Raw genomic sequence first — 24,556 nt, 5'->3', positions numbered from 1 at the left:
TACGCCGTCAGGCCTCCGCTGTGGCGCGCTTGTTGGTCTTCTTCTTGCCCTGCTTCAGGAAGGTGACGCCGATCTGGTCGCCATTGACCCAGGCCAGCTCGCAGCGCCGGTAGGCCAAGCCGGTCGACGACAACAGCAGGAAGAACTCCTTCAGGTGCAGGCCTTCGACCGAGCCCTCGACCGTCAGCTTCGCCCCGGTCTCCGAGACGTCCTCAATGGTGCAGTTGCGCCGCCAGGTGCCGTCGATGCCCATCATGAAAGCCGGGATGCCGCGCTCGAAGACGACGCGTTCGCCCTTCATCCGCTCTGCCATCGCAACCTCCATTCATGCGCGGCGCGCAACCGGCGCCGCGGGCGCAAGGTAAGGGGGGATGGCTAAGAACCGGTAAAGCGACGCGGGTGGGTGGTTTTGGCGCGTCCTCTTCCCACAACGGCGGTCCGCTCCCCTCCCCCTTGCGGGGAGGGGTTGGGGGTGGGGGGGGCCACGGATGCTGAATTTGTTGGTTTACTCGGACCGGCAGCTGACAGCCGCCGGCGGTCATGATTGCCGCTGATGGCTAGAGGTCTGCGCTCGTCACTTTGAGTCTCGCCCGGAGACCCCCACCCTGACCCCTCCCCGCAAGGGGGAGGGGAGCGCACCGTCGGTGCCGTGAGAGGGTGCCTCAAGCTACGCCAGCCGGTGGCGGCACATTCGCCGCGTACCAATCGCGTAGCGGCTCCAGCGCCGCGTGCGCCAGCGCGCGGTGGAGATAGTCCCAGATGCGAGGCTGGTGCTTGAGGTAGTGCGGCTTGCCGTCACGGCGGTTGAGGCGGGCGAAGGTGCCCAGCAGGCGGGTGTTGCGCTGGGCGGACATGATTGCATAGTGCGTGCCGAATTCGTCGGCGTCGAAGTCCGTCGGCGCAGCTTGGCGTGCGGCGATGTAGCGCTCTCGGAGCGCCTGCTCGATCTCCGCCGACACGTCGATCCGGGCGTCCTGCGCCAGGGAGACCACGTCGTAAGCCGGCGGGCCCATCACCGCGTCCTGGAAGTCGATCACGCCCACGCGCGCGATGCCTTCGCGCGACGGCAGCCACAGCAGGTTCGGCGAATGATAGTCGCGGATCACCCAGGTCGGCTTGGCCGCGAGCGGCGCCTCCAGCAACTCGCGCCATTTTTCCAGGAATTCGGCGCGCAGCACCTGCGACAGCTCCACGCCACGGTCGGGCAGGTACCATTCGAGCATCAGGCCGATCTCGATCAGCATCGCGTCGATGTCGAAGGTCGGGACCTTGTAGGTCACCTGCGGCGCCAGCGGCAGCACGGCGGGCACGTCCTGCCCATGCAGCGACGCGAGAACATCGACTGCGGCCTCGTAGCGCTCCACGACCGGCCGTGGCGGGTCGCCCTCGATCACGCCCTCGCGTCCGAGATCCTCGGTGACGAGAAAGCCGTGGCCGAGATCGGCGTCGTTGATCTTCGGCGCCGAGATGCCGCGTCCGCGCAAGGCGGCGGCGATCGCGACGAACGGGCGAACGTCCTCGGCGAGATGCACGGCGCCGCTATAGGGCTTGCCGTTGTAGATCGCCGGGCCGTCGGGCCGCTTCGGCGAGTTCATCAGGATGTAGACGCGCTCGCCCTTGTGGAGCCGCGCATAGGAGCGGGTCGAGGCGTCGCCGGCCATGTGCTCGCGGCGCGATCTGGCGTGCCCGGCCTCGGCGAGGAATTCGCGCAGGGCTTTCAGCCGTGCAACCACCGCGGCCGCCTTGCCGCTGCCGGTGATCTCGGCGCTGCGCGCGGTGTCGCCCTGCGATGGATCGTGGCGCAGCGCGATGTCGACGCGGTCCAGCGGGAGAGTGCCGCCGGCGCGCTCCGGCCATTCGATCAGCACGACGGTCGCCTCCGGCAGCGGCGACAGGCCGATCTCCTCGAGCTCCGATGCATCGCTGATGCGATAGAGATCGGCATGCACCAGCGGGAAGCTCGGCAGGTCGTAGCTCTGCGCCAGAGTAAAGGTCGGACTCGGCACCTCCAGCTCGTCGTCGCCGGCGAGGTACCGGATCATCGCTCGCGCCGCCGCGGTCTTGCCGGCGCCGAGATCGCCGGTGAGCGTGATCAGCGCACCCGGGCCGATCAGCAGCGCGAGATCGGCCATCAGGGCGGCGGTGGCGGTCTCGTCCGCCAGCGCGGTGGTGAATGTCAGCTGGTCCGTCATTCCGCGGCGTTGCGTTGCGCGACGTGGTCGGTCGGGAAGTCACAGGTGACCGTGGTGCCCTTGCCGACCACCGAATCCATCCGCACCCTGCCGCCATGCAGCTCGACGAAGGAGCGCACCAGCGACAGGCCGAGCCCGGCGCCGCGATGGCGCGAGCCCTGCGAATGGCTCTCGAACCATTCGAACACCTTGTCCTTCACCTCGGGCGGAATGCCGGGGCCGGAATCGGTGACCGCGAAGATGACGCTGTGATCGGTGCGGCGGGCGCTGACGGCGACGCTCGAATCCGGCGGCGAGAAGCCGACGGCATTGGCGAGCAGATTGTAGAGGACCTGAACGACGCGGCGCTCGTCGCCGACGAAGGAGCCGACATCGGGGTCCACCGCGATCGTCAATCGGATGCGATCCGTGGCGAGCCGGTCCTGCACGCCTTCGGCCGCGGCCTCGATCGCCTTGGCGGCATCGACCGGCCCGAGCTCGAGCTTCATGGCGCCGGCATCGATGGTGGCGAGGTCGAGAATGTTGTTGGTCAGCGCCAGCAGCGCGTTGGTGGATTTGGTGACGTAGTCGAGATACTCGGCCTGCTTCGGCGTCAGCGGCCCGGTCGACGGATCGGACAGGAAATGCGCGAAGCCGATGATCGTCGTCAGCGGCGCGCGCAGCTCGTAGGACACGTGGTGGACGAAGTCGATCTTCATCTGGCCGGCGGCTTCGAGCGCCTCGTTGCTCTCGCGCAGCGCCCGTTCGACATTCTCGGTGTCGGTGATGTCCTGGAAGGTGAGCATGGTCGCGCCGTCGGGCAGCGGCCGGCTCATGCAGTCGAGCACGCTGCCGTCCTTGCGCTCGAGCTTCAGCGCAACGTCGAGCCGGTTCTCGATCGACGTGATGGCCTCGCGGATAGTGCGCCAGGCGACCGCGTCGTCATAGAGCTGATGGCACCAGGATTCCACGGTGTCGATATGCGGATGCTCGCGCAGCTGATCCGGCGACAGCCGCCACATCTTGGCGAAGGCCGGATTGAACAGCTCGACCCGGCCGTTCGAGCCGAACACCGCGACGCCTTCGGCGAGGCTGTCGAGCGTCTCGCGCTGGACCCGGATCAGGCCGTCGAAGCGGCGGGCAAGCGCGAAGCTCTCGGTGACGTCGTCGAACAGATAGGTGACGCCGCCTTCCGGGTTCGGCGTGGTGACGACCGATAAAGCGCGGCCGTCGGGCAGGAACCAGGTGTCCTTGGCGGCCTCGACGGCGCGATAGGCCTCGTGAAGCTTGGCCTTCCAGGCCCGGAAGTCGGCCTGCTCGGGCAGCTTGCGTGCGGCGCGCAGACGGTCGAGCACCGACGAGTCGTCCGGCTGGCTGTCCAGGAAGGCGGGATCGAGACCCCACAGCCGGCGATAGGAGTCGTTGTAGAAGGCGAGCCGGCGCTGGCCGTCGAACACGGCTACGCCCGAGGACAACTGATCGAGCGTGCGCCGGTGTGCTTCCCGCATCCGCACCACGGCCGCATCCAGCGCCGCCGCCTCGCTGGCGTCGATGGCGACGCCGGCGCTGCCGTGGCCCAGCATGAAGGCGCGCACGTCATACATGCGGCGCTCGCCGCCGGTCACGATCGGCAGCCGGCCCTCGAAACGGCCGTTGGCGCCGAGCGCGCGCTGCAGGTCGGTACGGTCGGCGGAGTCGAGCAGCTCGATGTTGCGACCGATCGCGTCCGGCACGTCGCGGGCATCGGCGGCACGGGCATAGGCGGCGTTGACGTAAGCGAGGGCGCCATTGGCCTGCCGTGCCCAGATCGGCCACGGCAGCGCCGATGCCAGCGCGCGCAGCGACTCCGTCTCCTCGCCGAGCGCCTTGAAGCGGAGCTGCGTCTCGGCGAGCTCGCGGCGCAGACCGGACAATTCGCGGATGCGCACGATGGCCTGGCCGCCGATGGCGCGGCCCATCGCCTCGATGGCATGGCCGTGCGAGGTGGTGAGATTGAGCATGAATCCCTCGCCCGCCTCGCGCAGCGCGTCGACGGCGCGGTCGAGCTGCAGCGCGGGCTCCGGCGGCAGCCAGGTTCCGAAGGCGAGAATGCGCTGCGGCTGATCCTGCGGGACCAGCATCGCGGTGTCGCCGGAGATCTGCGGGCGGTGGCCGCCGGCCGGCCAGGCGATCAGGATCTGCGGCTCGGCGAACAGCAGCGCGCGGTAGCGATCGGCCTGCAATTGCAGCTCGGCGATGTCGGCGCGCAGCCGCGCTTCCTTCCGGCCGGCCGCCAGACGCGTGCGCACCAGCGCGACCGCGGCGACGACGGAGAAGCCGAGCAGCGCCAGCATCGCCGTCACCTCGGCGACATCAGGACGGCTCAGCTCGAACAGCGTCGTGATCGCATCCGCCGGCACGCCACCGCCTGCGAAGCCCGGCGTCGCCGGCGCAAGCGCAGTCGCAGCGAGACCCATCAGGCCCTTGCGCGCGAGTGACGTGCACGACAGCAGCGTCCGACGCATCACCACGATCACGCCCGACATATTTGCCCCAAACCGCACGAAGTTTCGGGCGGCGCCGATCGCGTCGCCCGCGCCGTCTCACGAATCAATCAACCATAACCGCTTCGGGACTCCAGCGGTAAGAGTCCAGACCGTGAACGATGGTTGCGCCTGAGGAAAATGCGTCCGCCGATCGACTCTTTCGAGTCGGAACAGTGGCAAGCCCGTAGTTCAACGGCCCGTCGAGCCGAAGCCGCCGCTGCCGCGCGCGGTGGTCGGCAAGGTTGTCGCGAGGCTGAGCTCGGCGCGTACGACGGAGGCGATCACCATCTGTGCGACGCGCTCGCCGCGGCGAATCGTAAACGGTTCGTTGCCGTGGTTGATCAGCAGCACGCAGATCTCGCCGCGGTAGTCCGCGTCCACCGTGCCCGGTGCGTTCAGCACCGTGACGCCATGCCGCGCAGCAAGCCCCGAACGCGGCCGCACCTGGGCCTCGTAGCCGTCGGGCAGCGCGATCGACAGTCCCGTCGGCACCATCGCATGGCTGCCTGACCCAAGGACGAGCGGCGCATCGGGCGGAACGGCGGCGAGCAGATCGAGCCCCGCGGCATGTGCGGTCTGATAGGCCGGCAGCGGCAGTCCCTCGCCATGCGGCAGGATCTGCACGTCGATCGCTATCGTCTGTGTCACGCAACGGGCCCCATGGTTCTGGCGATCTCGGCGACGAGCGCAGTCGCGACCTCGTCCTTGGTCATGATCGGCCACGACGCGACATGGACGCCATCGGCATCCCTCGTCAAGAGATGCACGGTGTTGCGGTCGCCGCCCATCACGCCGGTCGAAGGCGAGACGTCGTTGGCGACGATCCAGTCGCAGCCCTTGCGCGCGAACTTTGCCTTCGCGTTGTCGATCAGGCGCTCGGTCTCGGCGGCGAAGCCGATCACGAGTCCCGGCCGCTTCTCCTTCAGCTTCGAGATCGTGGCGAGGATGTCGGGGTTCTCGACCAGCGTCAGCGGCGGGATCGCCTTGTCGGTCTTCTTCAGCTTCTGGCCGCCCTCATTGGCGACGCGCCAGTCGGCCACCGCCGCGGCGAAGATCGCGACGTCGGCGGGCAGCTCGGCCTCGACGGCGTCGAGCATCTGCCGCGCCGATTCGACGTGGGTGACGCTGACGCCCTTGGGGTCGGCAAGCTCCACCGGTCCTGCGATCAGCCGCACGTCGGCGCCGGCGGCCTGCGCGGCGGCGGCGATAGCAAAGCCCTGCTTGCCGGAGGAGCGGTTGGCGATGTAGCGCACCGGGTCGATCGGCTCGTGGGTCGGGCCCGCGGTGATCAGCACGCGGCGGCCGGCGAGCGGGCGCGGCGTCGGCGGCTTGAGCATGGCGACGACGGCGTCCGCAATCTCGGTCGGCTCGGCCATGCGGCCGACACCGGCCTCGCCCTTCTCCGCCATCTCGCCGGCGTTGGGGCCGATCATCTGGACGCCGTCGCGCTGCAGGGTCGCGGCGTTGCGGCGCGTCGCCGGGTTGCTCCACATCATCGGGTTCATCGCCGGCGCCAGCAGGATCGGCCGGCTCGCGGCGAGCAGGATGGCGCTGGCGAGGTCGTCGGCGGCGCCGTGCGCCATCTTTGACATCAGGTCGGCGGTCGCCGGTGCCACCACGATCAGGTCGCAGTCGCGCGCGAGCCGGATATGGCCGACGTCGAACTCGCTGCGCGCGTCGAACAGATCGGTGAAGACACGATCTCCCGACAGCGCCGATGCGGCGAGCTCGGTCACGAATTGCGTTGCCGCCTTGGTCAGCACGCAGCGGACGTGGATGTGGCGCTCCTTCAGCCGCCGGATCAGGTCGAGCGATTTGTAGGCGGCGATGCCGCCGCCGATGATCAGGGTGACGCGGGCTTCGCGCACCTGGCCGGGCTGGGGGACGAGCGGGGCAGACGGGTTGGCTGGAGCTGGCGGCGCCATTGGCGGCTCGGACGGATCGACAGGCTCGATCAGCGCGCGCAGGATGACCCGGACTTCCTCCTCGACCGAGCGCCCGTTCTGCGCCGAGCGCAGTCGCAGATAAGTTTTGAGAGAGTCGTCCAGCTTGCGGATGGTCAGGCTCGCCATGACCGCCTCCCCAGCATTGTCGTTGTGAGTGCGATGCTAGCAGAAAATGACAGCAGTGCAATCAGGGTGGGCAAAGCGGCCGCCGCGGGCGGCAGCGTGCCCACCGTCGATGCGCATGCATCGGTAGGACGGTGGGCACGGCGCCACTGCGATCTCGCACGCGGAAACGGTACGGCTGCGCCTTTGCCCACCTACATCTTCGTCACAACCTGAGCACCGCGAACAGAATGCCGATGAAGGTCAGCGCGATGACCCACAGCGCGATGGCGCGCCAGCGGCTCTTCTTGCCTTCGGTGCGGCCCATGGCGGCGATGGTTTCCGGCGACAGGCGCAGGCCGTCGCGGGTCATGGTCTCCATGTGCTCCAGCACGGCGGCGGCGCGGGCGGCGAGCACGGGCAGGGTCGCGCTGAGCCGGACTAGGTCGCCGACGCCGGACACGGCGCCTTCGATGCGGCCGAGCGGGCCGAGATTACGCTCGATCCATTCGCGCACCACGGGATCGGCGACCTTCCAGATGTCGAGCTTGGGATCGAAGCCGCGCGCGACGCCCTCGACCACCACCATGGTCTTCTGCAGCAGGATCAGCTCGGGTCGGGTGCGCATGTCGAACAGGCCGGTGACCTCGAGCAGCAGGGTCAGCAGCTTGGCCATCGAGATTTCTTCGGCCGTGCGGTTGTGGATCGGCTCGCCGATGGCGCGGATGGCTTGTGCGAAATTCTCCACCGAATGATGCGGCGGCACGTAGCCGGCCTCGAAATGCACCTCGGCGACGCGGCGATAGTCGCGGGTGATGAAGCCGAGCAGGATTTCGGCCAGGAAGCGCCGCTCCTTCATGCCGAGCCGGCCCATGATGCCGAAATCGACCGCGACCAGCCGGCCCTGCTGGTCCAGGAACAGGTTGCCCGGATGCATGTCGGCGTGAAAGAAGCCGTCGCGCAGGGCGTGGCGCAGAAAGCTCTGGATCACCTTGCGGCCGACGTCGGGCAGATCGACATTGGCCTCCGCGAGTCGGGCGTGATCGTTCAGCGCGATGCCGTCGATCCACTCCATCGTCAGCACGGTGTTGGCGGTGCGATCCCAGTCGACCGCGGGCACGCGGAAGTCCGGATCGTCCTTGATGTTTTCCGCCATCTCCGAGAGCGCGGCGGCCTCCAGGCGAAGGTCCATCTCCATCGCGACCGAGCGCGACATCGTGTTGATGACCTCGACCAGCCGCAGCCGCCGCGCTTCCGACGAATGCGCCTCGGCCTTTTCGGCGACGAAGAAGAAATCGGAGAGGTCGCGGCGGAAGCGCGCGGCGACGTTGGGCCGAAGCACCTTCACCGCGACCGGACGACGAATGCCGTCGTGTTCGACCTCGCCGCGATGCACCTGCGCGATCGAGGCGGCGGCGACCGGCGGGCCGAGATGCGTGAACAGCTGGCTGATCGGACGTTCGAGGGCGGTGGCGATGACCGCCTCGGCCTCGGCCTGCGGGAATGGCGGCAGCCGGTCCTGCAGCGATTCGAGATCGCGCGCCATGATGACGCCGACGACGTCGGGCCGCGTCGCCAGGAACTGGCCGAGCTTGAGATAGGCCGGGCCCATGCGCTCCAGCGCCCGCGACAATCTTGGTCCGGACTTGGCGCCGGGGCGCTCGACCAACCGGGCCAGCTTGAGCGCGAGCTGGCCCGGCGGCGGCGCCAGGCTCGGATCGACAGCGCCGAACACGCCCTCGCGCGCGAACACGAAGGCGGCCCGGGCGAGCCGCGTAATATGAGTGAGTGCGGAGATCACAAACGCCAGCCGGAATGGAGCGCGACGATGCCGCCGGAGAGAGTCTGCCAGGACACGCGGGAGAAGCCGGCCGCCGAGATCATCTCGGCGAAGGCGCTGGGGCGCGGAAACTGGCGGATCGATTCGACGAGGTAGCGGTAGGACTCGGCATCGCCGGTGACGGCGTGGCCGAGCTGCGGGATCACGTTGAAGGAGAACAGGTCGTAGAGCTTGTCGAGCCCGGGGACCTCGACGGTCGAGAACTCCAGGCACAGGAAGCGGCCGCCATGCTTGAGCACGCGATGGGCTTCTGCGAGCGCCAACTCGATCTGCGGCACGTTGCGGATGCCGAACGCGATCGTATAGGCGTCGAAGGAGCGGTCGGGGAAGGCGAGCTTCTCGGCATTGCCCTCGACGAACGAGACCTTGTCCTCGAGAGCCTGCTTCAGCGCGCGCTGGCGGCCGACCTCGAGCATGTCGCCATTGATGTCGCAGACGGTGGCATGGAAGCCTGAGCCGGCCTTCCTGGCGGCGCGGAAGGAGATGTCGCCGGTGCCGCCGGCGACGTCGAGCAGCGCGAACGGCGCATCGCTCTTCGGCGGGTTGAGCGTGTTGATCATGATGTCCTTCCAGACGCGGTGCAGTCCGCCCGACATCAGGTCGTTCATCAGGTCATAGCGCGAGGCCACGCTGTGAAACACGTCGTTCACCAGCGTCTGCTTCTCGCCCAGAGGCACATCCCTGAAGCCGAAATGAGTGGTTTGGTCCGGCTGATCCATCACCCTTACTCCGATACAGCACCATAGCGCCGATGCGGCCAAGGCGCTATCACGTCAGCCGGACAAGGTGAATGGTCGCGGATGCAAAAGGTGAAATGAACAGGAATGCCTGAGCTGCCCGAAGTCGAGACCGTCCGGCGCGGGCTGCAGCCGGTCATGGAAGGCGCGGTCATCGTCAAAGCCGAGGCCCGGCGTGGCGACCTGCGGTTTCCGTTCCAGCCCGATTTTGCGAAGCGCCTGCAGGGCCAGACCGTCAGGGGTCTCGGCCGGCGTGCCAAATATCTGCTGGCCGATCTCGGCTCCGGGGACGTGCTCCTGATGCATCTCGGCATGTCCGGCTCGTTCCGGGTGATCAAGCCGGAGCACGAGGAGACGCCCGGCGAGTTTCACACTCCGCGCGGCAAGGACAGCGTGCACGACCATGTCGTGTTTCACATGTCGTCAGGTGCCGACATCGTATTCAACGATCCGCGCCGCTTCGGCTTCATGAAGATCATCGCCCGCGGCGAGCTCGAGGCCGAGCCGCATCTCAAGGGTCTCGGACCCGAGCCGCTCGGCAATGAATTCGATGCGGCGATGCTGGCGCACGCCTGCGCCAACAAGAAGACCAGCCTCAAGGCGGCGCTGCTCGACCAGCGCGTCGTCGCCGGGCTCGGCAACATCTATGTCTGCGAGGCGCTGTTCCGCGCGCACCTGTCGCCGCGGCGGCTGGCGGCGACGCTCGCCACGAAGAAGGGCGAGCCCACGGATCACGCCAGGCGTCTGGTGGAAGCGATCTACACCGTGCTCAACGAGGCGATCCGCGCCGGTGGCTCATCGCTGCGCGATCACCGCCAGACATCAGGCGAGCTCGGCTATTTCCAGCATTCGTTCCAGGTCTATGACCGCGAAGGCGAGCCGTGCCGGACGGATGGCTGCAGCGGCGTGGTGAAGCGTTTCGTGCAGAACGGACGCTCGACCTTCTGGTGTCCGAAGTGCCAGAAGTGATGTCGCAGCCGACGAGCCGGCACGGCCGGCTGCGCCGGTCCGCTTGTGACGGACGAGGGTGGGCGTATACTGCGGCCATGGCTGTCAGCTCGCCCGATCTGAAAGCATTCCTGCTCGCGACGCCGTTCTTTGGCGGCCTGCCTGACGCGAGCCTTGATCTGCTGGTCTCGATGCTGGTCGAGCGTCGCTTCGACAGGGGCGCCGTGGTCGTCGCCGAAGGCGAGGCGGGCCGCTCGATGTTCGTCGTGCACAGCGGCACGCTGGAGGTGAGCGAGCGCCTGGAGACGGGCATTGCGATCCGCATGTCGTCTCTCGCGCCCGGCGATTTCTTTGGCGAGATGACCTTGCTCGAAATGCAGAACAGGTCGGCCACGGTGGTCGCGGAGACGCCGACCATCTTGTATGAGCTGACGGCACAGAATCTCTACGCGTTCTACAAGGCCGACATCCAGGCCTATGTGATCGTGATGCAAAACATCAATCGCGAGCTGTGCCGCCGCCTGCGTCGCGCCGATGCGCGGATCAAGGCGCTGGAGACGGGCGCGCGGTCGTCGGGTTTCTGAACCTCTCCCAGCCTTGCGGGGAGAGGGAGCGCACCGCCCGCGCCGTGAAAGCTCAGAGCAAATTCCAACTACAACCCAGCCTTCCAGTTGATGCCGTTGTCGGCCCAGGTCGGATAGGCCCGCGCCACCGGCACCTTGGCCTCCTCGACCTGCGGCGTCAGCATGATCGGGAATTCGACCTCGGCGTGCTCGCTCGCGTCCTTCAGCTCGCCCGCGTCGTGCATGACGTGGTCGCCGGCGAGCTTGCCCGCGGTCCAGCGCCACAGGCTGCGAATCTCCTGCGCCGACTTGCCGGCCGCGTCGAACTCGCTGACGCCGAGACCGGCGGCGAGCGCGTCCTGGTGGTCGTTGCGCATCATGATGAAGGGTTGCGCCAGCACCTCGGCGATGTCGCGTGGAGCGTCGGCGTCGAGCGCGGTCGTCGCGTCGGTGACGCGGTGGCCGCCGCGGATCGGGGCCTGGTTGAGCACGAAGGCGAACGGCTTGCGCCAGGCTTTGACGACGCTGAGCGTCGGTGCCGTCGCCTCGATGTCGGCGACGCTCGGCCGCGCCGGAATGAGGCACAGATCGCAGTGGCGGATCGCGGCCGTCGTGGATGCCGTGATGCCGGCCCCGGTGTCGATCACGCAGAGGGTGACGCCGTCGCGGGCCAGCGCATCGAGGCGAGGCTCGATCGTCTTGGCATCGTAGACGGCTTCGACGATCGGCTCGCCCGCGGCGCGGCGCGCCTGCCATTTCGTGAGCGTGCCCTGACGGTCGGTTTCGATCACGCGCACCTTGTGGCCGGCCTGCTGGGCCGCTACGGCCAGACCAATCGCCAGCGTGCTCTTGCCGCTGCCGCCCTTCTGCGTGGCCAAAACGATCGTGTACATCGGGAGACAGTCCTTCGGATGTTGACGGAACTTATGAGAACGCCAAAGCTGAGTGCATCGCGATCGCGGTGCAGAGCTATTCTCGCTCAGGACAGTCCCGGCCCGATCCAACTCATGAAGAGCGATCGCGGTGGTCCGAATCAGCACGCCGACAAAACTGTTCGAACCATCTCACGCTCGGCCTGTGCCTGCACAGACCGGTTGACTACGGCGGGAGCCGTTCCGAGTTGATAGCAAGGTGCTAGGAAGTTGAGTGGCAGCGAGCCGCGGGCAAGCGATCGGCATCGCCGAGCATCATCCCATGCAGTCGCGATGCTGCACGTCCGATCCCCGCCGGCCGCCGTTGGGCCCTTAATTTTTTCTAAAACGACATGCTTAACATTGCGTAAACGCTGCCGCGCCGCAGTGCGCAGCGGCATGATCGCGATGCCGAACCGGTTTGGCGCAGGCTTTACTTCCGCACGCAGATCACGCGCACCGTCGCCGCCTTGGCGTCGAGCGAGGTTCCGTCGGGCTTGACGCCATGCGTGGCGAGAAAGGCGCGCGTCGCATCGGCGCTCACCATCACGACCTGTGTGGACGGGATGAGCGCCGTGCCGGCCATGATTCCTGGCTTGAGCAGGGTGACGCCGGCGAACTTGCCATCGCCGTCGAGCGCCGCCGCGCCGGAGAAGCCGAGGCCCGGCGCCGGCGCCAGCGAGGCGTCACCCGCGCCGTTGGCGGCGAGCTGGGCCTTGACGGTGCTGATCGCGGCACCGCCGCCCTGGCTCTGCGGATCGGCGATGCCGACGATGTCGACCGACGATTTCGCACGGCCGCCCGACAGCGCCAGCGGCTTCAGGCCGCGCGCGCCGTAGATGCGCAGTAGCGCGAGCCCGCGCTCCTTGTCCTCGGCGACGCGCTCGGCATGGCCGAAGCCGGGAACGGTGATCGCGACGCAGCTGTCGGTGACCTCGCGATCGGCGATGATGGCGCCGTCCTGGCTCGCGATGATGCCGGTGCCGTAATCGACGCTGCGCCGTGGCGCGGGCTGCGCGGCCAATGTCGACGGAAACGCGGTGAACGCGCTCGACATCGCGATCACCACCGGGTCGACCGTGTTCTCGGTGGCCTGATCGTAGAGGATGGTCAGGATACGCACCTCGTCGCCCCGAAAGGTGCCGCGAATGTAGAACTTCTTCAGGTTCTGTAGCCCGGACAGCACGAAGAAGTCGGGCTTCACCACACTGTAATCGACGGTGCGGCCGGGCTCCTTCTTCTCGCGGTCGGCGAGCGTCGCGGTGGTCGGGTTGGCTTCCTTGCGGCGTGACAGCGCCACCTGCACGGTGCCGGTGGGCGAGGTCCATTTCGAGCCGGTGCCGTCGCTGGTCTGTTGCGGCACCAGCTTGGTGGGAATGCCGAGCCGCGCGCCGCTGACCGGTTCGGTCACGAGCTTCCAGCCGACGCCCTCCTGCTTGCGGCGCGCGGTGTCGGCGAGCACGGCGCGCTCCTGCGGGTTCAACACGCCGGTCGGCTTGCGGCCGGCGAGCTTCTGGTACTCCTTGATCGCGTTGACCATGCGCTCGCTGACGTCGCCGGTGATCGCGCCATTGTACTGGCCGACCCAGGCGAGATCGGATTGCAGCGCGAGCCGCTCGGCCTGGCTCATCGCATTGGCGGTGTCGGCGGGAGCCTGCACGCCCGGGCGCACCGGCTGGGTCGCGACCGGCTTGGGCTTGGCGCCTGGCAACGCGCCCTGCGGCGTCTGGGCCTGCGCCGATGCGCACGCGGCGATGGCGCAGATGAAGGTTGCCGAGGCCAGCCGTCTCATGACAAATCCCGATGCTCTTGCCGCTGACATAAATAAGCACATCTGCTTGGTCGGTCACAATCCGGCGAGGGTTCAGTGCGGAGATCCGCCGTCTTCGCTACGGGCCGACAATGGGCTGACAGCGGTGCGGCAGCGGAAGGACGGTGCAACGATGCTGAGCGACGAAGAACTGGAGCGCTATGCCCGTCACATCGTGCTGCGCGACGTCGGCGGTCCCGGTCAGGCGGCGCTGAAGCGCGCCGCGGTGCTGGTGGTCGGCGCAGGCGGCCTCGGCGCGCCGGCGCTGATGTATCTCGCCGCTGCCGGCGTCGGCACGATCGGCGTCGTCGACGATGACGTGGTGTCGCTGTCGAATTTGCAGCGCCAGGTCATCCATGCGACCCCCGACATCGGCAGACCCAAGGTCGAGAGCGCCGCCGAGCGCATCAACGCGCTCAATCCGCATGTGAGCGTCATGGCGCATCGGACCTGGCTCAATGCCGACAACGCGCTCGATCTGATCGGCGCTTATGATCTCGTGCTCGACGGCTCCGACAATTTCGACACCCGCTATCTCGTCTCCGATGCCTGCTTCCTGGCCGCGCGGCCGCTGATCACCGGCGCGCTCGGCACCTTCGATGCGTCGCTGACGACGATCCGGGCGCATGAGCGGGATGAGAAGGGCCAGTTTAATCCGACCTATCGCTGCCTGTTCCCGGAGCCGCCGCCACCCGGCACCGTCCCGGCCTGCGCCGAGGCTGGCGTGATGGGGGCGCTCGCCGGCATGCTGGGGTCGATGATGGCGCTGGAGGCGATCCGCGAGATCGTCGGCTTCGGCGAGGGCCTGGTCGGCCGGTTGCTGATGCTGGACGCGCGGACGATGCGGTTCGAGACCCTGCGCTATGGCCGTGATCCGTCAAATCCGCTCAATGGCGATGGGTTGGTGATTGCCGATCTGAGCGCGCATCAGAAGCCGTAATGCGGTGAGAACCGCGCCAGGTCCTCCGTTGTCGTCCCGGACAAGCCCGGCGGACGCGAGAGCGCCGGCGGGCGCCGATCCGGGACCCAGCCACCGCATTCGGTGATATGCGCGGAACGTGCGGCCTGCCTGTTTCAGATATCACGCGGTATGGGTCCCCGCGTTCGCGGGGACGACACATGTGATGAGGTGCCGGGCTTGACACCCACTCCGCTGCCGTCGTGGACAAGGTGCAGCGCGATCGCGTCGGGGACACCGACTAAGAGGCTGGCGGATCGATCGGCCTACAGCATGCTCGGCAGCACGCGGTCCGGCGGGCGGTGGTTGTCGAGGAAGGTCTTGATGTTGATGATGACCTTCTCGCCCATCTCGACGCGGCCCTCGATGGTGGCCGAGCCCATGTGCGGCAGCAGCGTCACCTTGCCGGCCTTGGCGAGTCGGACCAGGCGCGGATTGACCGCGGGCTCGTGCTCGAACACGTCGAGACCGGCGCCGGCGATGTCGCCGGCCTCGATCTGCCGCGTCAGCGTCTCCTCGTCGATCACCTCGCCGCGCGCGGTGTTGACGATGTAGGCGTCCTTGCGGATCAGCTTCAGCCGGCGCGCCGACAAGAGATGGAACGTCGCCGGCGTGTGCGGGCAGTTCACCGAGATGATGTCCATCCGCGCCAGCATCTGGTCGAGGCTTTCCCAGTAGGTGGCGCCGAGCTCGTCGGCGATCACCGGGGCGACCGGGCGGCGGTTGTGATAGTGGATCTGCAGGCCGAAGGCGCGGGCGCGCCGCGCCACGGCCTGGCCGATGCGGCCCATGCCGATGATGCCCAACCGCTTGCCGCCGATGCGGTGGCCGAGCATCCAGGTCGGCGACCAGCCCGCCCAGTTCTTGCCCTCGGTCAGGATCGAGGCGCCCTCGATCAGCCGCCGCGGCACCGCGAGGATCAGCGCCATGGTCATGTCGGCGGTGTCCTCGGTGAGGACCTTCGGCGTGTTGGTGACGGTGATGCCGCGCGCCACCGCCGCCGCAACGTCGATATTGTCGACGCCATTGCCGAAGTTGGCGATCATGCGCAGCTTGCAATCGGGCTGATTGAGAATGTCGGCGCTGATGTGGTCGGTGACGGTCGGAACCAGCACCTCGGCGGTGCGCACGGCGTCGGCGAGCTGTTCCTGGCTCAACGGCTCGTCGTCGAGATTGAGCCTGGCGTCGAACAGCTCGCGCATGCGGGTCTCGACCGAGTCCGGCAGCTTGCGTGTCACCACGACGAGGGGCTTTTTCCTACCTGACATGTGCTGCTCTCATGAGATCCTTCAGACCTCATTAACCGGGTTCGCCGAAACTACCGTCGTCGCCTGAGAGCGGCGCTTCCCTGGACTGGTCGTGTCGGATCTCGCAGGTGGGCCGATCCGTTCCTGACAGGGCTTCGCGAGCGATTCTCAGGCGCTTCCTGGCCGCTTGTGTTCGGTCCTGTCTAGCAGAAGGCCGGGCCAAGACAAGAAGCCAACGGCGGGTCGGGACTGGCGCTTTCGGCAAGCCCTCTCTGTGCACGAAGGGGGGCAGCCGGGCAGTTCGATGGGGATCGGGCGAAGGATCGCAACGCAATCCGCTTTGATCGGAGCGCGCGTCGGTCCTTTCGAGGGAGAGTGAGTTGAGTAATTTGACGTTGTGGCGTTTCGGTGCAGTCGTGGTGCTGCTGGTCTGTCTGTTCGACGTTGCCGTCGGCAGAGGGGGCGTTGCGGCGAAGGACTCTGTTCTCACCACCAGCGGCCTGCCGGTGCCGCGCTATGTCAGCCTGAAGTCGGATCATGTGAACGTTCGCGCCGGTCCGACCAAGGACAACGACGTGGCCTGGGTCTATACGCGCTCCGGCCTGCCGGTCGAGATCACCGCGGAATATGAGAACTGGCGCCGCGTGCGCGATTCCGAGGGCTCGGAGGGGTGGGTCTATCATTCGTTGCTGTCGGGGCGCCGCACGGCGGTGGTCACGATGAAGAACAAGGACGATCTCGCCCCGATCTATGAGAGCGCCGACGCGGCGAGCGCGGTCACGGCGCGGCTGCAGGCCGGCGTCGTCGCGCAGGTGAAGAAATGCGGCAATGGCTGGTGCCGCGTGCTCGGCAATGGTTTCGAAGGCTGGATCCAGCAGCAGCGGCTGTGGGGCGTCTACGCCGACGAACAGGTCAATTGAAGGCCCAGGTCAGCGCAATGCGCCGACCTCTATCCTGACGCGCTCCCGACACAAAAATGCCCGCAGCGGGTACGGGCATGATGCCTCGATGAAGATGTTCTGGAGGCTCAGCGCTTCTTGCGCAGCCGGACGACCATATCGATCCGGGCGATCTCGTAACCTTCGGGCGCCTCCGGCAGCTTCGACAACGCCAGATGCTGGTCAGGGATATCGACCAGCTCGTGGTTGTTCTCGAGATAGAAGTGATGGTGGGCCGTGACGTTGGTATCGAAATAGGTCTTGGTGCCGTCGACGCTGACCTGACGCAACAGGCCGGCATCGGTCAGCTGGTTCAGCGTATTGTAGACCGTGGCGAGCGAGACCGGAACCTTGGCCAGCGTCGCTTCCTCGTAGAGCATTTCCGCCGTCAGATGCCGCGCACCCTTGCCGAACAACAGCCAGCCAAGGGCCATGCGCTGGCGGGTCGGGCGCAGCCCGGCCGCCTGCAGCATCTCGTTGACGTCGTGCCATGGGCAGCCGTTGAGGGCTGGCTGCCGGCCGTTCCCGAGATCCGGGCTGCCGCGGTCATGACCACTCATCGAGGCGTTGTTGCTGACATCCACTTCAAGCACCGCACAATTCGCTCTCATCTATAACCGATATAGGAAGAAACCCATTCAGATGCAAGCTTATCGCAACTAACGTATCTAGAACGCCCCTAAACTGCATTTACCGCCCGGTTCGGGCGCGGGCCCCGGTGCCGCGTCGATTTACCTGGATACGCGCATTGACGCCGCAATCCTCTATGTTAGAGAGCGCCCGGACCCGATTGCCCTGCCATGGTGAGCGCCGGCGGCCGTGATGGCCATGTGCGCGAATCCAGGCGTCGTTAGGCCCGCCGCTGACAACGGTCATGTTCGCCAGGTGCGATGGCCCAGCCTTCGTGCCGACGCGATGACCGGCCAGCGCGGCGCGGAGGGGGGGGCGGCGCGCGGGAACGGTCCATGTCGCGCGGCACAAATTCCACCGGGGATCGTTGAGAAAGGCCACCAAGCATGCTGGATCGGCGCAGCGCATATGAATACGAGGACCTGCTGGCCTGCGGCCGCGGGGAGCTGTTCGGCCCCGGCAATGCACAACTGCCGCTGCCGCCGATGCTGATGTTCGATCGGATCGTCGAGATCTCCGAGACCGGCGGTGAGTTCGGCAAGGGTGTCGTCCGCGCCGAGCTCGACGTGAAGCCGGATCTCTGGTTCTTCGGCTGCCACTTCAAGAATGATCCGGTGATGCCGGGCTGTCTCGGCCTCGATGCGATGTGGCAGATGGTGGGCTTCTACCTCGGCTGGACCGGCGGCGCCGGGCGCGGCCGTGCGCTGGGCCTCGGCGATCTCAAGTTCTCCGGCCAGGTTCTGCCGACCGCGCGCAAGGTTGTGTACAATGTCGACATCAAGCGCGTGATGCGCTCAAAGCTGGTGCTCGGTATTGCCGACGGGTGGCTTTCGATGGATGGCGAGATTATCTATCGCGCCAAGGACCTGAAGGTCGGGCTGTTCAAGCAGGACGCCGCGCCGACTTGAACCAGCGGGCTGCGACCACAGACAGTGCAGCAGGCACGGCTGCAACAGAACACACGAGCAAAGTGAGGCGGACATCATGAGGCGGGTTGTCATCACGGGCATGGGCATCGTCTCATCGATCGGCAACAACACCCAGGAGGTGCTCGCCAGCCTGTACGAGGCGAAGTCCGGCATCTCCCGTGCTGAGAAATATGCCGAGCTTGGTTTTCGTTCGCAGGTGCAAGGTGCGCCGACGCTGAATCCCGCCGACGTGGTCGACCGCCGCGCCATGCGCTTCCTCGGCGAGGGGGCGGCTTGGAATCATGTCGCCATGGAGCAGGCGATCCTCGATTCCGGGCTGGAGCCGACCGACGTCTCCAACGTCCGCACCGGCATCATCATGGGCTCAGGCGGGCCATCGACGCGCACGCTGGTGGAAGCGGCCGACATCACCCGCACCAAGGGCCCGAAGCGCGTCGGTCCGTTCGCCGTGCCGAAGGCGATGTCGTCGACGGCCTCGGCGACGCTGGCGACCTGGTTCAAGATCAAGGGCGTCAACTACTCGATCTCCTCGGCCTGCGCGACCTCCAATCATTGCATCGGCAATTCCTACGAGATGATCCAGTACGGCAAGCAGGACGTGATGTTCGCCGGCGGCTGTGAGGAGCTCGACTGGACGCTGTCGGTGCTGTTCGACGCGATGGGCGCGATGTCGTCCAAGCACAACGACACGCCGGCGACCGCGTCGCGGCCCTATGACGTCACGCGCGACGGCTTCGTGATCGCAGGCGGCGCCGGCGTCCTCGTGCTGGAAGAGCTCGAGCATGCCAAGGCGCGCGGCGCCAAGATCTACGGCGAGATCGTGGGCTACGGCGCGACGTCCGACGGCTACGACATGGTTGCGCCTTCCGGCGAGGGCGCCGAGCGCTGCATGCAGCTCGCGCTGTCGACCGTGAAGACCAAGATCGACTACATCAATCCGCATGCGACCTCGACACCCGCCGGAGATCCGCCGGAGATCGAGGCGATCCGGAAAGTGTTCGGCCGCGGCGAGAAATGTCCGCCGATCGCCGCGACCAAGGCGCTGACCGGCCACTCGCTCGGCGCCACCGGCGTCCAGGAAGCGATCTATTCGCTGCTGATGATGAAGAACGGCTTCATCTGCGAGAGCGCCAACATCACCGAGCTCGATCCCGCCTTTGCCGACATGCCGATCGTGCGCAAGCGCATCGATAACGCCAAGCTCGGCACCGTGCTGTCGAACTCGTTCGGCTTCGGCGGCACCAACGCGACACTGGTGTTCAAGCAGCTCGACGCTTAAGATTTCCAACAGCACTGGTTTCGTCGGCATCATGGCCGGGCAGCAGCGCGAAGCTCATTCTTCGCACCGATGTCCGGCCATCGGCGTCTCGAAGGCGGAACGATCATCCTGGCTGGGCCGATCCCGGCATGACGAAGGAGAGACATCATGCAGGGTCTGATGGCAGGCAAGCGCGGCCTGGTCATGGGCATCGCCAACGACCATTCGATCGCCTGGGGCATCGCCAAGACGCTGGCGGCGCATGGCGCCGAGATGGCCTTCACCTATCAGGGCGACGCGCTCGGCAAGCGCGTCCGTCCGCTGGCCGACGAACTCGGCGTCAAGCACGTGCTGTCCTGCGACGTCGAGGACATCGCCAGCGTCGACAGTGTATTCACGGCGCTCCGGGAGGCCTGGGGCGGGCTCGACTTCGTCGTCCACGCCGTCGCCTTCTCCGACAAGAACGAGCTCAAGGGCCGCTACGCCGACACCTCGCGCGAGAATTTTGCGCGCACGATGCTGATTTCCTGCTTCTCCTTCACCGAGATCGCCAAGCGCGCCGCCGAGCTGATGCCGGAGAGCGGCGGCAGCATGATCACCTTGACCTTCGACGGCTCCAACCGGGTGATGCCGAACTACAACGTGATGGGCGTTGCCAAGGCCGCGTTGGAAGCCTCGGTGCGCTATCTCGCCGCCGACTACGGCCGCCGCAGCATCCGTGTCAACGCGATCTCGGCCGGACCGGTGCGCACGCTGGCGGGCTCGGGCATCGGCGATGCCCGCTTCATGTTCGCCTTCCAGCAGAAGCACTCGCCGCTCGGCCGCGGCGTGACCCTGGAGGAGCTTGGCGGCTCGGCGCTCTATCTGCTGTCGGAGCTGTCCGGTGGCGTCACCGGCGAGATCCACTACGTCGATTCCGGCTACAACGTGATCTCGATGCCGCGCCCCGAGGATCTCAAGGCGGACTGACCTCCGCGCGCATCGGCGGTATCAGGGGAACGCGAGACTCCGTCCCCCGATCGACCCAAATTTTCCCAGTTGAAGACAATGTTCCTGAACGGCTAATCAGGAAGCATTGGCGCAACTCTTGTTGGTTGTTGCGACGACGCTGCGATGCATCATGACCGGTGCATCGGCCGCGGCCGTCAGCCAGCCGCTCGCGCCGGCAGCAAGACAAGTCGTGGGGGCGATTGATGCTGCGTTCGAAGGCCCGCGTCATCGCTCTCTGCGCGATGACCGGCATTGTGCTTGCGGCGGGGAACGCCGGGCCGGCGCAGGCGCAATCGAGCGTCTGGGACTCCACGATCTCCAACACGAATTGGTATGTGCCGACGGCGCAACTGCTCGCCTACATGTCGCCGAAGACGGGCTTCTCCAATCCGATCCCGATCGGTGACCAGACGTTGTGGACCTTGGGCACCGCGACCAACGGCGCCTTCACCGGCACCAGCGTCGCGCAGCTCAGGATCGGCCTGGCGCTGCTGACGGACACCTCGACCATCCAGGGCTTCGTCACCACCAGCGGCCAGATCACCATGCTGTTCACGCCGACCGGCGGCGGCACCGTGACGGTCGGACTCGGCTATATGCGCAACGTCAACGGCGTGACCTGCATGGAAATGCAGATGATCACCGGCGACAGCCTGCTGGTGACGCATTGGGCCTACATGCTGCCCTATGATCCCGCGACCTTCACGCCGCCGCCGTCGGCGCCGGTGCCGGCCAATTCCGTGCCGCAATGGGCGTGGACCGCCGGCACGCCCTGGCGGATCGTCAGTCCGACATTGTTCGGCACGCAGGCGCCGGGCCGTTTCGTCATCACGAGCTATCAGAACGGCTATTTCTGGGGTGCGGGCGTCGCACCGCCCGGCAGCGCCGCGGCGGGCTTCACGCTGCTCGGCTCGGTGACTCCCGAGGGCAGCGTGCTGTTCAACACCCTCTGGCGCGGCACCCTGACCAGCCTCTATGGCACGGCGAGCGGCAACGCCGCGGGCGCGCAGATGCTGGTGTCGACCTACGACCTTACCGGGAATTTGACGGGAGGACTGGCGACGATGTCGCTGATCCAGCCTTACGCGGAAACGCTGCGGTCTGCAGGCGGCCGCGTCGGCCTGGAAGCGGCTGACGTGTTGTACCGGCTGTCGATGACCTCGGCCGGCTGGACTGGATCGATGGTCTCGGGCTTTGCCGCGCTCGATAATCTCAGCGGTCCATCTCTCAGCGCTGCCGTGAAGCAGACGTTGCCGGTGCTGACCGGGGCGGCCTCGCAGGCGACCCATGTCAGCCAGCAGGTGTTCCGGCAGACGATGACCAACAGGCTCGATGATGTCAGCAGCGTCGGCTGGGCCGCTGGTCGCAATGTCTGGATGCAGCCTCTCGGCGGCACCGCGCAGCAGGCGGGGCGCGATGGCGTTCCCGGCTATGACGCCTCCGGCGGCGGTCTGGCGTTCGGCGCCGACGTCGCAGTCTCGTCCCGCGCCATCATTGGCGGCGTTCTCGGTTATTCTCATCACACGATCACCGGAAGCGACGCCGCCGTGCCGAACCGTCTCGCTCTCGCTTCCTATCAGCTCGGGCTCTATGGGGCCTACGCGATCACCCGTGATGTCACCTTCGACTATCAGCTCGATGGCGGATCGACCGATAACGGCGAAAACCGGTCGCTGAGCTTCATGGGTGCATCCGCCGGCGGCAGCTATCGTTCCTACAGCGGCCATGCCGGCGCAGGCATCAAGACGCGCATTCCGCTGCAAGATGGCTTCGCCCTCGTTCCAGCACTGCGCCTGGACTACGGCACGGTTCGCAGCAATTCCTACGGCGAGAACGGTGCCGGCGGTTTCAGCCTCAACGTCGATCCTCAGATCTATCAGGAGCTCGTGACGACGGCGCAGCTGAAAGCTGTCTACGCGCCCACCAGGCAGATTCGTCTGACCAGCGATATCGGCGTCGGCTACAACGCGCTGAATCAGCCGCTGCAGATCAGCGCGGCGTTCTCGGGCGGCGGCGAGAGCTTTGTCACCCATGGCCTCGGCCTGTCGCCATGGATCTATTCGGCGGGCCTTGGTCTTGTGGCCGCCGGCAACGACCGGCTCGACCTCAGCATCCGCTACGGCATCAACGCGACATCGTCCGGTCTCGTCCAGCAGTCGGGCCACGCGGTGCTGAAGATCAGGCTGTGACGCGCCTGAGCTCGTCGTTCTATTCGCGCCCGAAATAGGCCGGCAAGCGCTGGTCGAGCCGGAACTTGAGCATCGAACGCGCCATGTCACGCAGCACATTGTTGTTCGCAGCCTCTGGCGGCGAGGCGGGGAATGCAGAGTTGTCGACGTCTCCGGCGTGAGACGGCGGGCCGACGCCGGAGGTCAGCCGTGAGAGCAGCGACTTCGAGCTCATGGCAGGCTCGCGCGTCTCGAATGTCGCCCCGTCGTAGAGCTGGATATCGAGCATGATGAAGACGTGGCTGATCCGGCCAAATCCCTCGCCCCTGTTGATGACACCGACGCCGGTAACCTCGTCGTTTGTCGACGGTTCGCTGTCGGTCCGGCGCGTGATCACGAGGTAACGAGCACACCCCGCCGAGCCGGCCGCCTTCCTGACGATGGGCGTGAGCTTCCCGTTCTCAGCCTTGATCGGGGGCGATTGATAGAACGGATCGAATGCTCCCTTGGGGACGCCGATGCGGCGGATTCCGGCATCACCCGCGGCTGCCTTCACACGCGCGTAGACGATGTCGTCGAAGCCCCAGGGCACCGGCACTTCGGCGTACTCGTTGCCCAGGCGGGTCATGCCGTTCTTCTGCACCGTGAAGACATCGCCGAGCGCGGCGATCACCCCGATGTCGCACGGTCCGCCCTCGCGGAGGGCCGTCGCCGGCTTGGCGGCCTTGGCATTGCTGCCTGCTGGCTTCGCGGGCTTGGCATTCAGCGGCGCCGGGGCCGATTGCGCCAGGGCATTGGTGGAGGACCAGAGCATGGCAATGATGAGCGCAGCAAATCGGCGAGAGATGGTCACTGGGAGAGCTCGTCGCAGGGAGGAAAAGGATCAAGCCAAGGGAGCTCGAAGGGAGCTCGTTCGAGTCGTCCGAAGTCTGCGCCCGCATCATTCGATCTTCAGATAGCTCGGCAGGTCGCGATCGAGCTTCGCCGCGACCAAGGTGCGCAGCCGCTCGCGCAGGACGGTGCTGGAGGCCGCAGCCGCGAGAGGCTCGGGGAAGTCGGCATTGTCGAGCTTGTTGAGAGGGTCTTCGGTGAGCCTCATGGTCTCGGCAAGCCTGGCGCCGGTGTCGGCCGAGAACGAGCTGATCTTCTCGTAGGACTGGCCGTCGACGAGCGTGATGTTGACGTTCGCAAACAGATGCGAGTGCCTGAGGATCGATCCGACCCCCTGATTGTAGGCGCCGATGCCTCTGAGCCTCAGGGTGGTGTTGGGAATGGTCGTCTCGAACCTGGTGACGACGAGATAGCGCGCGCAGCTCGCATTCGTCGTGATGTTGCGCACGATCGCGGTCAGGCTCTCCTTCGGATCGGGCAGGAAGCGCGATGTCGGGTGGTAGTAGACCTCGAACGCGCCTTTCGGATAGCCGATCCTGCGCACGGTCGGATCGCCGCCGGTAGCCGCGCGCACGCGCGCCATGGCGAGGTCGTCCAGTCCCCATCCCGGCAACGTGACTTCGTCCTCTTCGGTTTCAAACACGGTGAGACCGAACTTGCTGACGGCGAGCTGGTCGCCGAGTGCGGAAATGACGCCAAGACGGCACGGACCGCTTTCGATGGCGCCTGGTTTCGCCATCGGCTTTGCCTTTCCGGAGGGTTTCTTGGCCGCGGGCGCGGCCTTGGGCGCCGTTGTTGACGGAGCCTGGGCCCAAGCCCCGGTTGCGAAGGCAGCGGCGAGGGCGACGAGCGCAAGGCGGCGGATCGACAGGAGCGGAACGGACATGGGTACGGTTCGAGAATGCGAGGTCGTCGCGAACTCGAACTTAGTTCGCCTGCGAAGGCGCACGCAATGGTTTCCGGTCGCCACGCGTAAGATTTGCGCTTGCACGCC

At 66.7% G+C, this 24,556-nt stretch carries 21 protein-coding genes; 8 read left to right on the top strand and 13 right to left on the bottom strand.

Features of this window, described 5'->3' with window-relative positions; genetic code table 11:
- Positions 1–7: 7 nt before the first annotated feature.
- The 7 genes from QX135_RS01615 to ubiE form a co-directional block, all read right to left on the bottom strand.
- Positions 8–313, bottom strand: a complete 306-nt coding sequence (locus QX135_RS01615) for a PilZ domain-containing protein (protein WP_008963143.1) — start codon at positions 311–313, stop codon at positions 8–10.
- A gap of 349 nt (positions 314–662) precedes the next feature.
- Positions 663–2,192 (bottom strand): tRNA (adenosine(37)-N6)-threonylcarbamoyltransferase complex ATPase subunit type 1 TsaE, encoded by a 1,530-nt coding sequence (gene tsaE / locus QX135_RS01610; RefSeq protein ID WP_316233914.1) that lies wholly within the window; start codon positions 2,190–2,192, stop codon positions 663–665.
- Positions 2,189–4,696, bottom strand: coding sequence for a sensor histidine kinase (locus QX135_RS01605; RefSeq protein WP_316233913.1), 2,508 nt, complete (start codon positions 4,694–4,696; stop codon positions 2,189–2,191). The genes tsaE and QX135_RS01605 overlap by 4 nt, the downstream gene beginning before the upstream one ends.
- A 189-nt stretch (positions 4,697–4,885) precedes the next feature.
- Positions 4,886–5,344, bottom strand: a complete 459-nt coding sequence (dut, locus tag QX135_RS01600) for a dUTP diphosphatase (RefSeq protein WP_316233912.1) — start codon at positions 5,342–5,344, stop codon at positions 4,886–4,888.
- Positions 5,341–6,768, bottom strand: coding sequence for a bifunctional phosphopantothenoylcysteine decarboxylase/phosphopantothenate--cysteine ligase CoaBC (gene coaBC, locus QX135_RS01595; RefSeq protein ID WP_316233911.1), 1,428 nt, complete (start codon positions 6,766–6,768; stop codon positions 5,341–5,343). Before coaBC ends, dut begins: the two co-directional genes overlap by 4 nt.
- Before the next feature lie 202 nt (positions 6,769–6,970).
- The gene (gene ubiB, locus QX135_RS01590; protein ID WP_315758143.1) at positions 6,971–8,545 is read right to left on the bottom strand and encodes a 2-polyprenylphenol 6-hydroxylase; all 1,575 of its coding nucleotides are present in this window, start codon (positions 8,543–8,545) and stop codon (positions 6,971–6,973) included.
- Positions 8,542–9,303 carry a bifunctional demethylmenaquinone methyltransferase/2-methoxy-6-polyprenyl-1,4-benzoquinol methylase UbiE gene (gene ubiE / locus QX135_RS01585; RefSeq protein WP_316177846.1) on the bottom strand — a complete coding sequence of 254 codons (762 nt, stop codon included), beginning with the start codon at positions 9,301–9,303 and terminating at the stop codon, positions 8,542–8,544. Before ubiE ends, ubiB begins: the two co-directional genes overlap by 4 nt.
- A gap of 105 nt (positions 9,304–9,408) precedes the next feature.
- Between ubiE and mutM the strand changes: the two genes are divergently transcribed.
- Positions 9,409–10,290, top strand: coding sequence for a bifunctional DNA-formamidopyrimidine glycosylase/DNA-(apurinic or apyrimidinic site) lyase (gene mutM / locus QX135_RS01580; RefSeq protein ID WP_316161313.1), 882 nt, complete (start codon positions 9,409–9,411; stop codon positions 10,288–10,290).
- A gap of 77 nt (positions 10,291–10,367) precedes the next feature.
- Entirely contained in the window at positions 10,368–10,853 is a 486-nt protein-coding gene (locus QX135_RS01575; protein WP_315775824.1) for a cyclic nucleotide-binding domain-containing protein, read from the top strand.
- A gap of 68 nt (positions 10,854–10,921) precedes the next feature.
- On the opposite strand, the gene QX135_RS01570 is transcribed toward QX135_RS01575, so the two are convergent.
- Entirely contained in the window at positions 10,922–11,725 is an 804-nt protein-coding gene (locus QX135_RS01570; RefSeq protein ID WP_316161312.1) for a ParA family protein, read from the bottom strand.
- A gap of 451 nt (positions 11,726–12,176) precedes the next feature.
- Positions 12,177–13,535: a peptidoglycan-binding protein gene (locus QX135_RS01565; protein ID WP_316161310.1), complete on the bottom strand. Its 1,359-nt coding sequence runs from the start codon at positions 13,533–13,535 to the stop codon at positions 12,177–12,179.
- A gap of 151 nt (positions 13,536–13,686) precedes the next feature.
- Between QX135_RS01565 and QX135_RS01560 the strand changes: the two genes are divergently transcribed.
- Entirely contained in the window at positions 13,687–14,493 is an 807-nt protein-coding gene (locus tag QX135_RS01560; RefSeq protein WP_316177842.1) for a molybdopterin-synthase adenylyltransferase MoeB, read from the top strand.
- Between the two features lie 284 nt (positions 14,494–14,777).
- On the opposite strand, the gene QX135_RS01555 is transcribed toward QX135_RS01560, so the two are convergent.
- The gene (locus QX135_RS01555; RefSeq protein ID WP_315735614.1) at positions 14,778–15,779 is read right to left on the bottom strand and encodes a D-glycerate dehydrogenase; all 1,002 of its coding nucleotides are present in this window, start codon (positions 15,777–15,779) and stop codon (positions 14,778–14,780) included.
- 413 nt (positions 15,780–16,192) lie between these two features.
- Here QX135_RS01555 and QX135_RS01550 point away from each other — a divergent pair, with 413 nt between their 5' ends.
- On the top strand, positions 16,193–16,678 hold the full coding sequence (locus tag QX135_RS01550; protein WP_409997689.1) for an SH3 domain-containing protein: 486 nt from the start codon (positions 16,193–16,195) through the stop codon (positions 16,676–16,678).
- A 107-nt stretch (positions 16,679–16,785) separates the two neighbouring features.
- Here the strand turns inward: QX135_RS01550 and irrA are convergent, their stop codons facing one another.
- Entirely contained in the window at positions 16,786–17,256 is a 471-nt protein-coding gene (irrA, locus tag QX135_RS01545) for an iron response transcriptional regulator IrrA (RefSeq protein ID WP_315758200.1), read from the bottom strand.
- A gap of 456 nt (positions 17,257–17,712) precedes the next feature.
- On the opposite strand from irrA, the gene fabA reads away from it, so the two are divergent.
- The 4 genes from fabA to QX135_RS01525 all read left to right on the top strand — a co-directional run bounded on the left by fabA (position 17,713) and on the right by QX135_RS01525 (position 22,692).
- Positions 17,713–18,234: a 3-hydroxyacyl-[acyl-carrier-protein] dehydratase FabA gene (gene fabA, locus QX135_RS01540; protein WP_315735612.1), complete on the top strand. Its 522-nt coding sequence runs from the start codon at positions 17,713–17,715 to the stop codon at positions 18,232–18,234.
- Positions 18,235–18,310: 76 nt separating this feature from the next.
- The gene (gene fabB, locus QX135_RS01535) at positions 18,311–19,534 is read left to right on the top strand and encodes a beta-ketoacyl-ACP synthase I (RefSeq protein ID WP_315735610.1); all 1,224 of its coding nucleotides are present in this window, start codon (positions 18,311–18,313) and stop codon (positions 19,532–19,534) included.
- Positions 19,535–19,681: 147 nt separating this feature from the next.
- The gene (gene fabI / locus QX135_RS01530; protein ID WP_315735608.1) at positions 19,682–20,482 is read left to right on the top strand and encodes an enoyl-ACP reductase FabI; all 801 of its coding nucleotides are present in this window, start codon (positions 19,682–19,684) and stop codon (positions 20,480–20,482) included.
- 224 nt (positions 20,483–20,706) lie between these two features.
- A complete protein-coding gene (locus QX135_RS01525; RefSeq protein ID WP_316177839.1) occupies positions 20,707–22,692 on the top strand; it encodes an autotransporter outer membrane beta-barrel domain-containing protein in 1,986 nt (661 codons plus the stop codon).
- A gap of 19 nt (positions 22,693–22,711) precedes the next feature.
- Here QX135_RS01525 and QX135_RS01520 read toward each other — a convergent pair whose 3' ends face one another.
- Positions 22,712–23,344 carry a hypothetical protein gene (locus QX135_RS01520; protein WP_316177838.1) on the bottom strand — a complete coding sequence of 211 codons (633 nt, stop codon included), beginning with the start codon at positions 23,342–23,344 and terminating at the stop codon, positions 22,712–22,714.
- A gap of 267 nt (positions 23,345–23,611) precedes the next feature.
- Positions 23,612–24,448: a hypothetical protein gene (locus QX135_RS01515; RefSeq protein ID WP_316177836.1), complete on the bottom strand. Its 837-nt coding sequence runs from the start codon at positions 24,446–24,448 to the stop codon at positions 23,612–23,614.
- Positions 24,449–24,556 lie beyond the last annotated feature (108 nt).

The organism is Bradyrhizobium sp. SZCCHNR1098 (assembly GCF_032489375.1).
Classification (GTDB): domain Bacteria; phylum Pseudomonadota; class Alphaproteobacteria; order Rhizobiales; family Xanthobacteraceae; genus Bradyrhizobium.
The sequence above is the reverse complement of the archived record's forward strand: the minus strand, read 5'-3'. Positions and strand labels throughout refer to the sequence as shown.

Excerpts from the sequence above, each read along its gene's own strand:
- QX135_RS01615 (WP_008963143.1), bottom strand. The coding sequence starts at position 313 with ATGGCAGAGCGGATGAAGGGCGAACGCGTCGTCTTCGAGCGCGGCATC.
- tsaE (WP_316233914.1), bottom strand. The coding sequence starts at position 2,192 with ATGACGGACCAGCTGACATTCACCACCGCGCTGGCGGACGAGACCGCC.
- QX135_RS01605 (WP_316233913.1), bottom strand. The coding sequence starts at position 4,696 with ATGTCGGGCGTGATCGTGGTGATGCGTCGGACGCTGCTGTCGTGCACG.
- coaBC (WP_316233911.1), bottom strand. The coding sequence starts at position 6,768 with ATGGCGAGCCTGACCATCCGCAAGCTGGACGACTCTCTCAAAACTTAT.
- ubiE (WP_316177846.1), bottom strand. The coding sequence starts at position 9,303 with ATGGATCAGCCGGACCAAACCACTCATTTCGGCTTCAGGGATGTGCCT.
- mutM (WP_316161313.1), top strand. The coding sequence starts at position 9,409 with ATGCCTGAGCTGCCCGAAGTCGAGACCGTCCGGCGCGGGCTGCAGCCG.
- QX135_RS01575 (WP_315775824.1), top strand. The coding sequence starts at position 10,368 with ATGGCTGTCAGCTCGCCCGATCTGAAAGCATTCCTGCTCGCGACGCCG.
- QX135_RS01570 (WP_316161312.1), bottom strand. The coding sequence starts at position 11,725 with ATGTACACGATCGTTTTGGCCACGCAGAAGGGCGGCAGCGGCAAGAGC.
- QX135_RS01565 (WP_316161310.1), bottom strand. The coding sequence starts at position 13,535 with ATGAGACGGCTGGCCTCGGCAACCTTCATCTGCGCCATCGCCGCGTGC.
- QX135_RS01560 (WP_316177842.1), top strand. The coding sequence starts at position 13,687 with ATGCTGAGCGACGAAGAACTGGAGCGCTATGCCCGTCACATCGTGCTG.
- QX135_RS01555 (WP_315735614.1), bottom strand. The coding sequence starts at position 15,779 with ATGTCAGGTAGGAAAAAGCCCCTCGTCGTGGTGACACGCAAGCTGCCG.
- irrA (WP_315758200.1), bottom strand. The coding sequence starts at position 17,256 with ATGAGTGGTCATGACCGCGGCAGCCCGGATCTCGGGAACGGCCGGCAG.
- fabA (WP_315735612.1), top strand. The coding sequence starts at position 17,713 with ATGCTGGATCGGCGCAGCGCATATGAATACGAGGACCTGCTGGCCTGC.
- fabB (WP_315735610.1), top strand. The coding sequence starts at position 18,311 with ATGAGGCGGGTTGTCATCACGGGCATGGGCATCGTCTCATCGATCGGC.
- fabI (WP_315735608.1), top strand. The coding sequence starts at position 19,682 with ATGCAGGGTCTGATGGCAGGCAAGCGCGGCCTGGTCATGGGCATCGCC.
- QX135_RS01525 (WP_316177839.1), top strand. The coding sequence starts at position 20,707 with ATGCTGCGTTCGAAGGCCCGCGTCATCGCTCTCTGCGCGATGACCGGC.
- QX135_RS01515 (WP_316177836.1), bottom strand. The coding sequence starts at position 24,448 with ATGTCCGTTCCGCTCCTGTCGATCCGCCGCCTTGCGCTCGTCGCCCTC.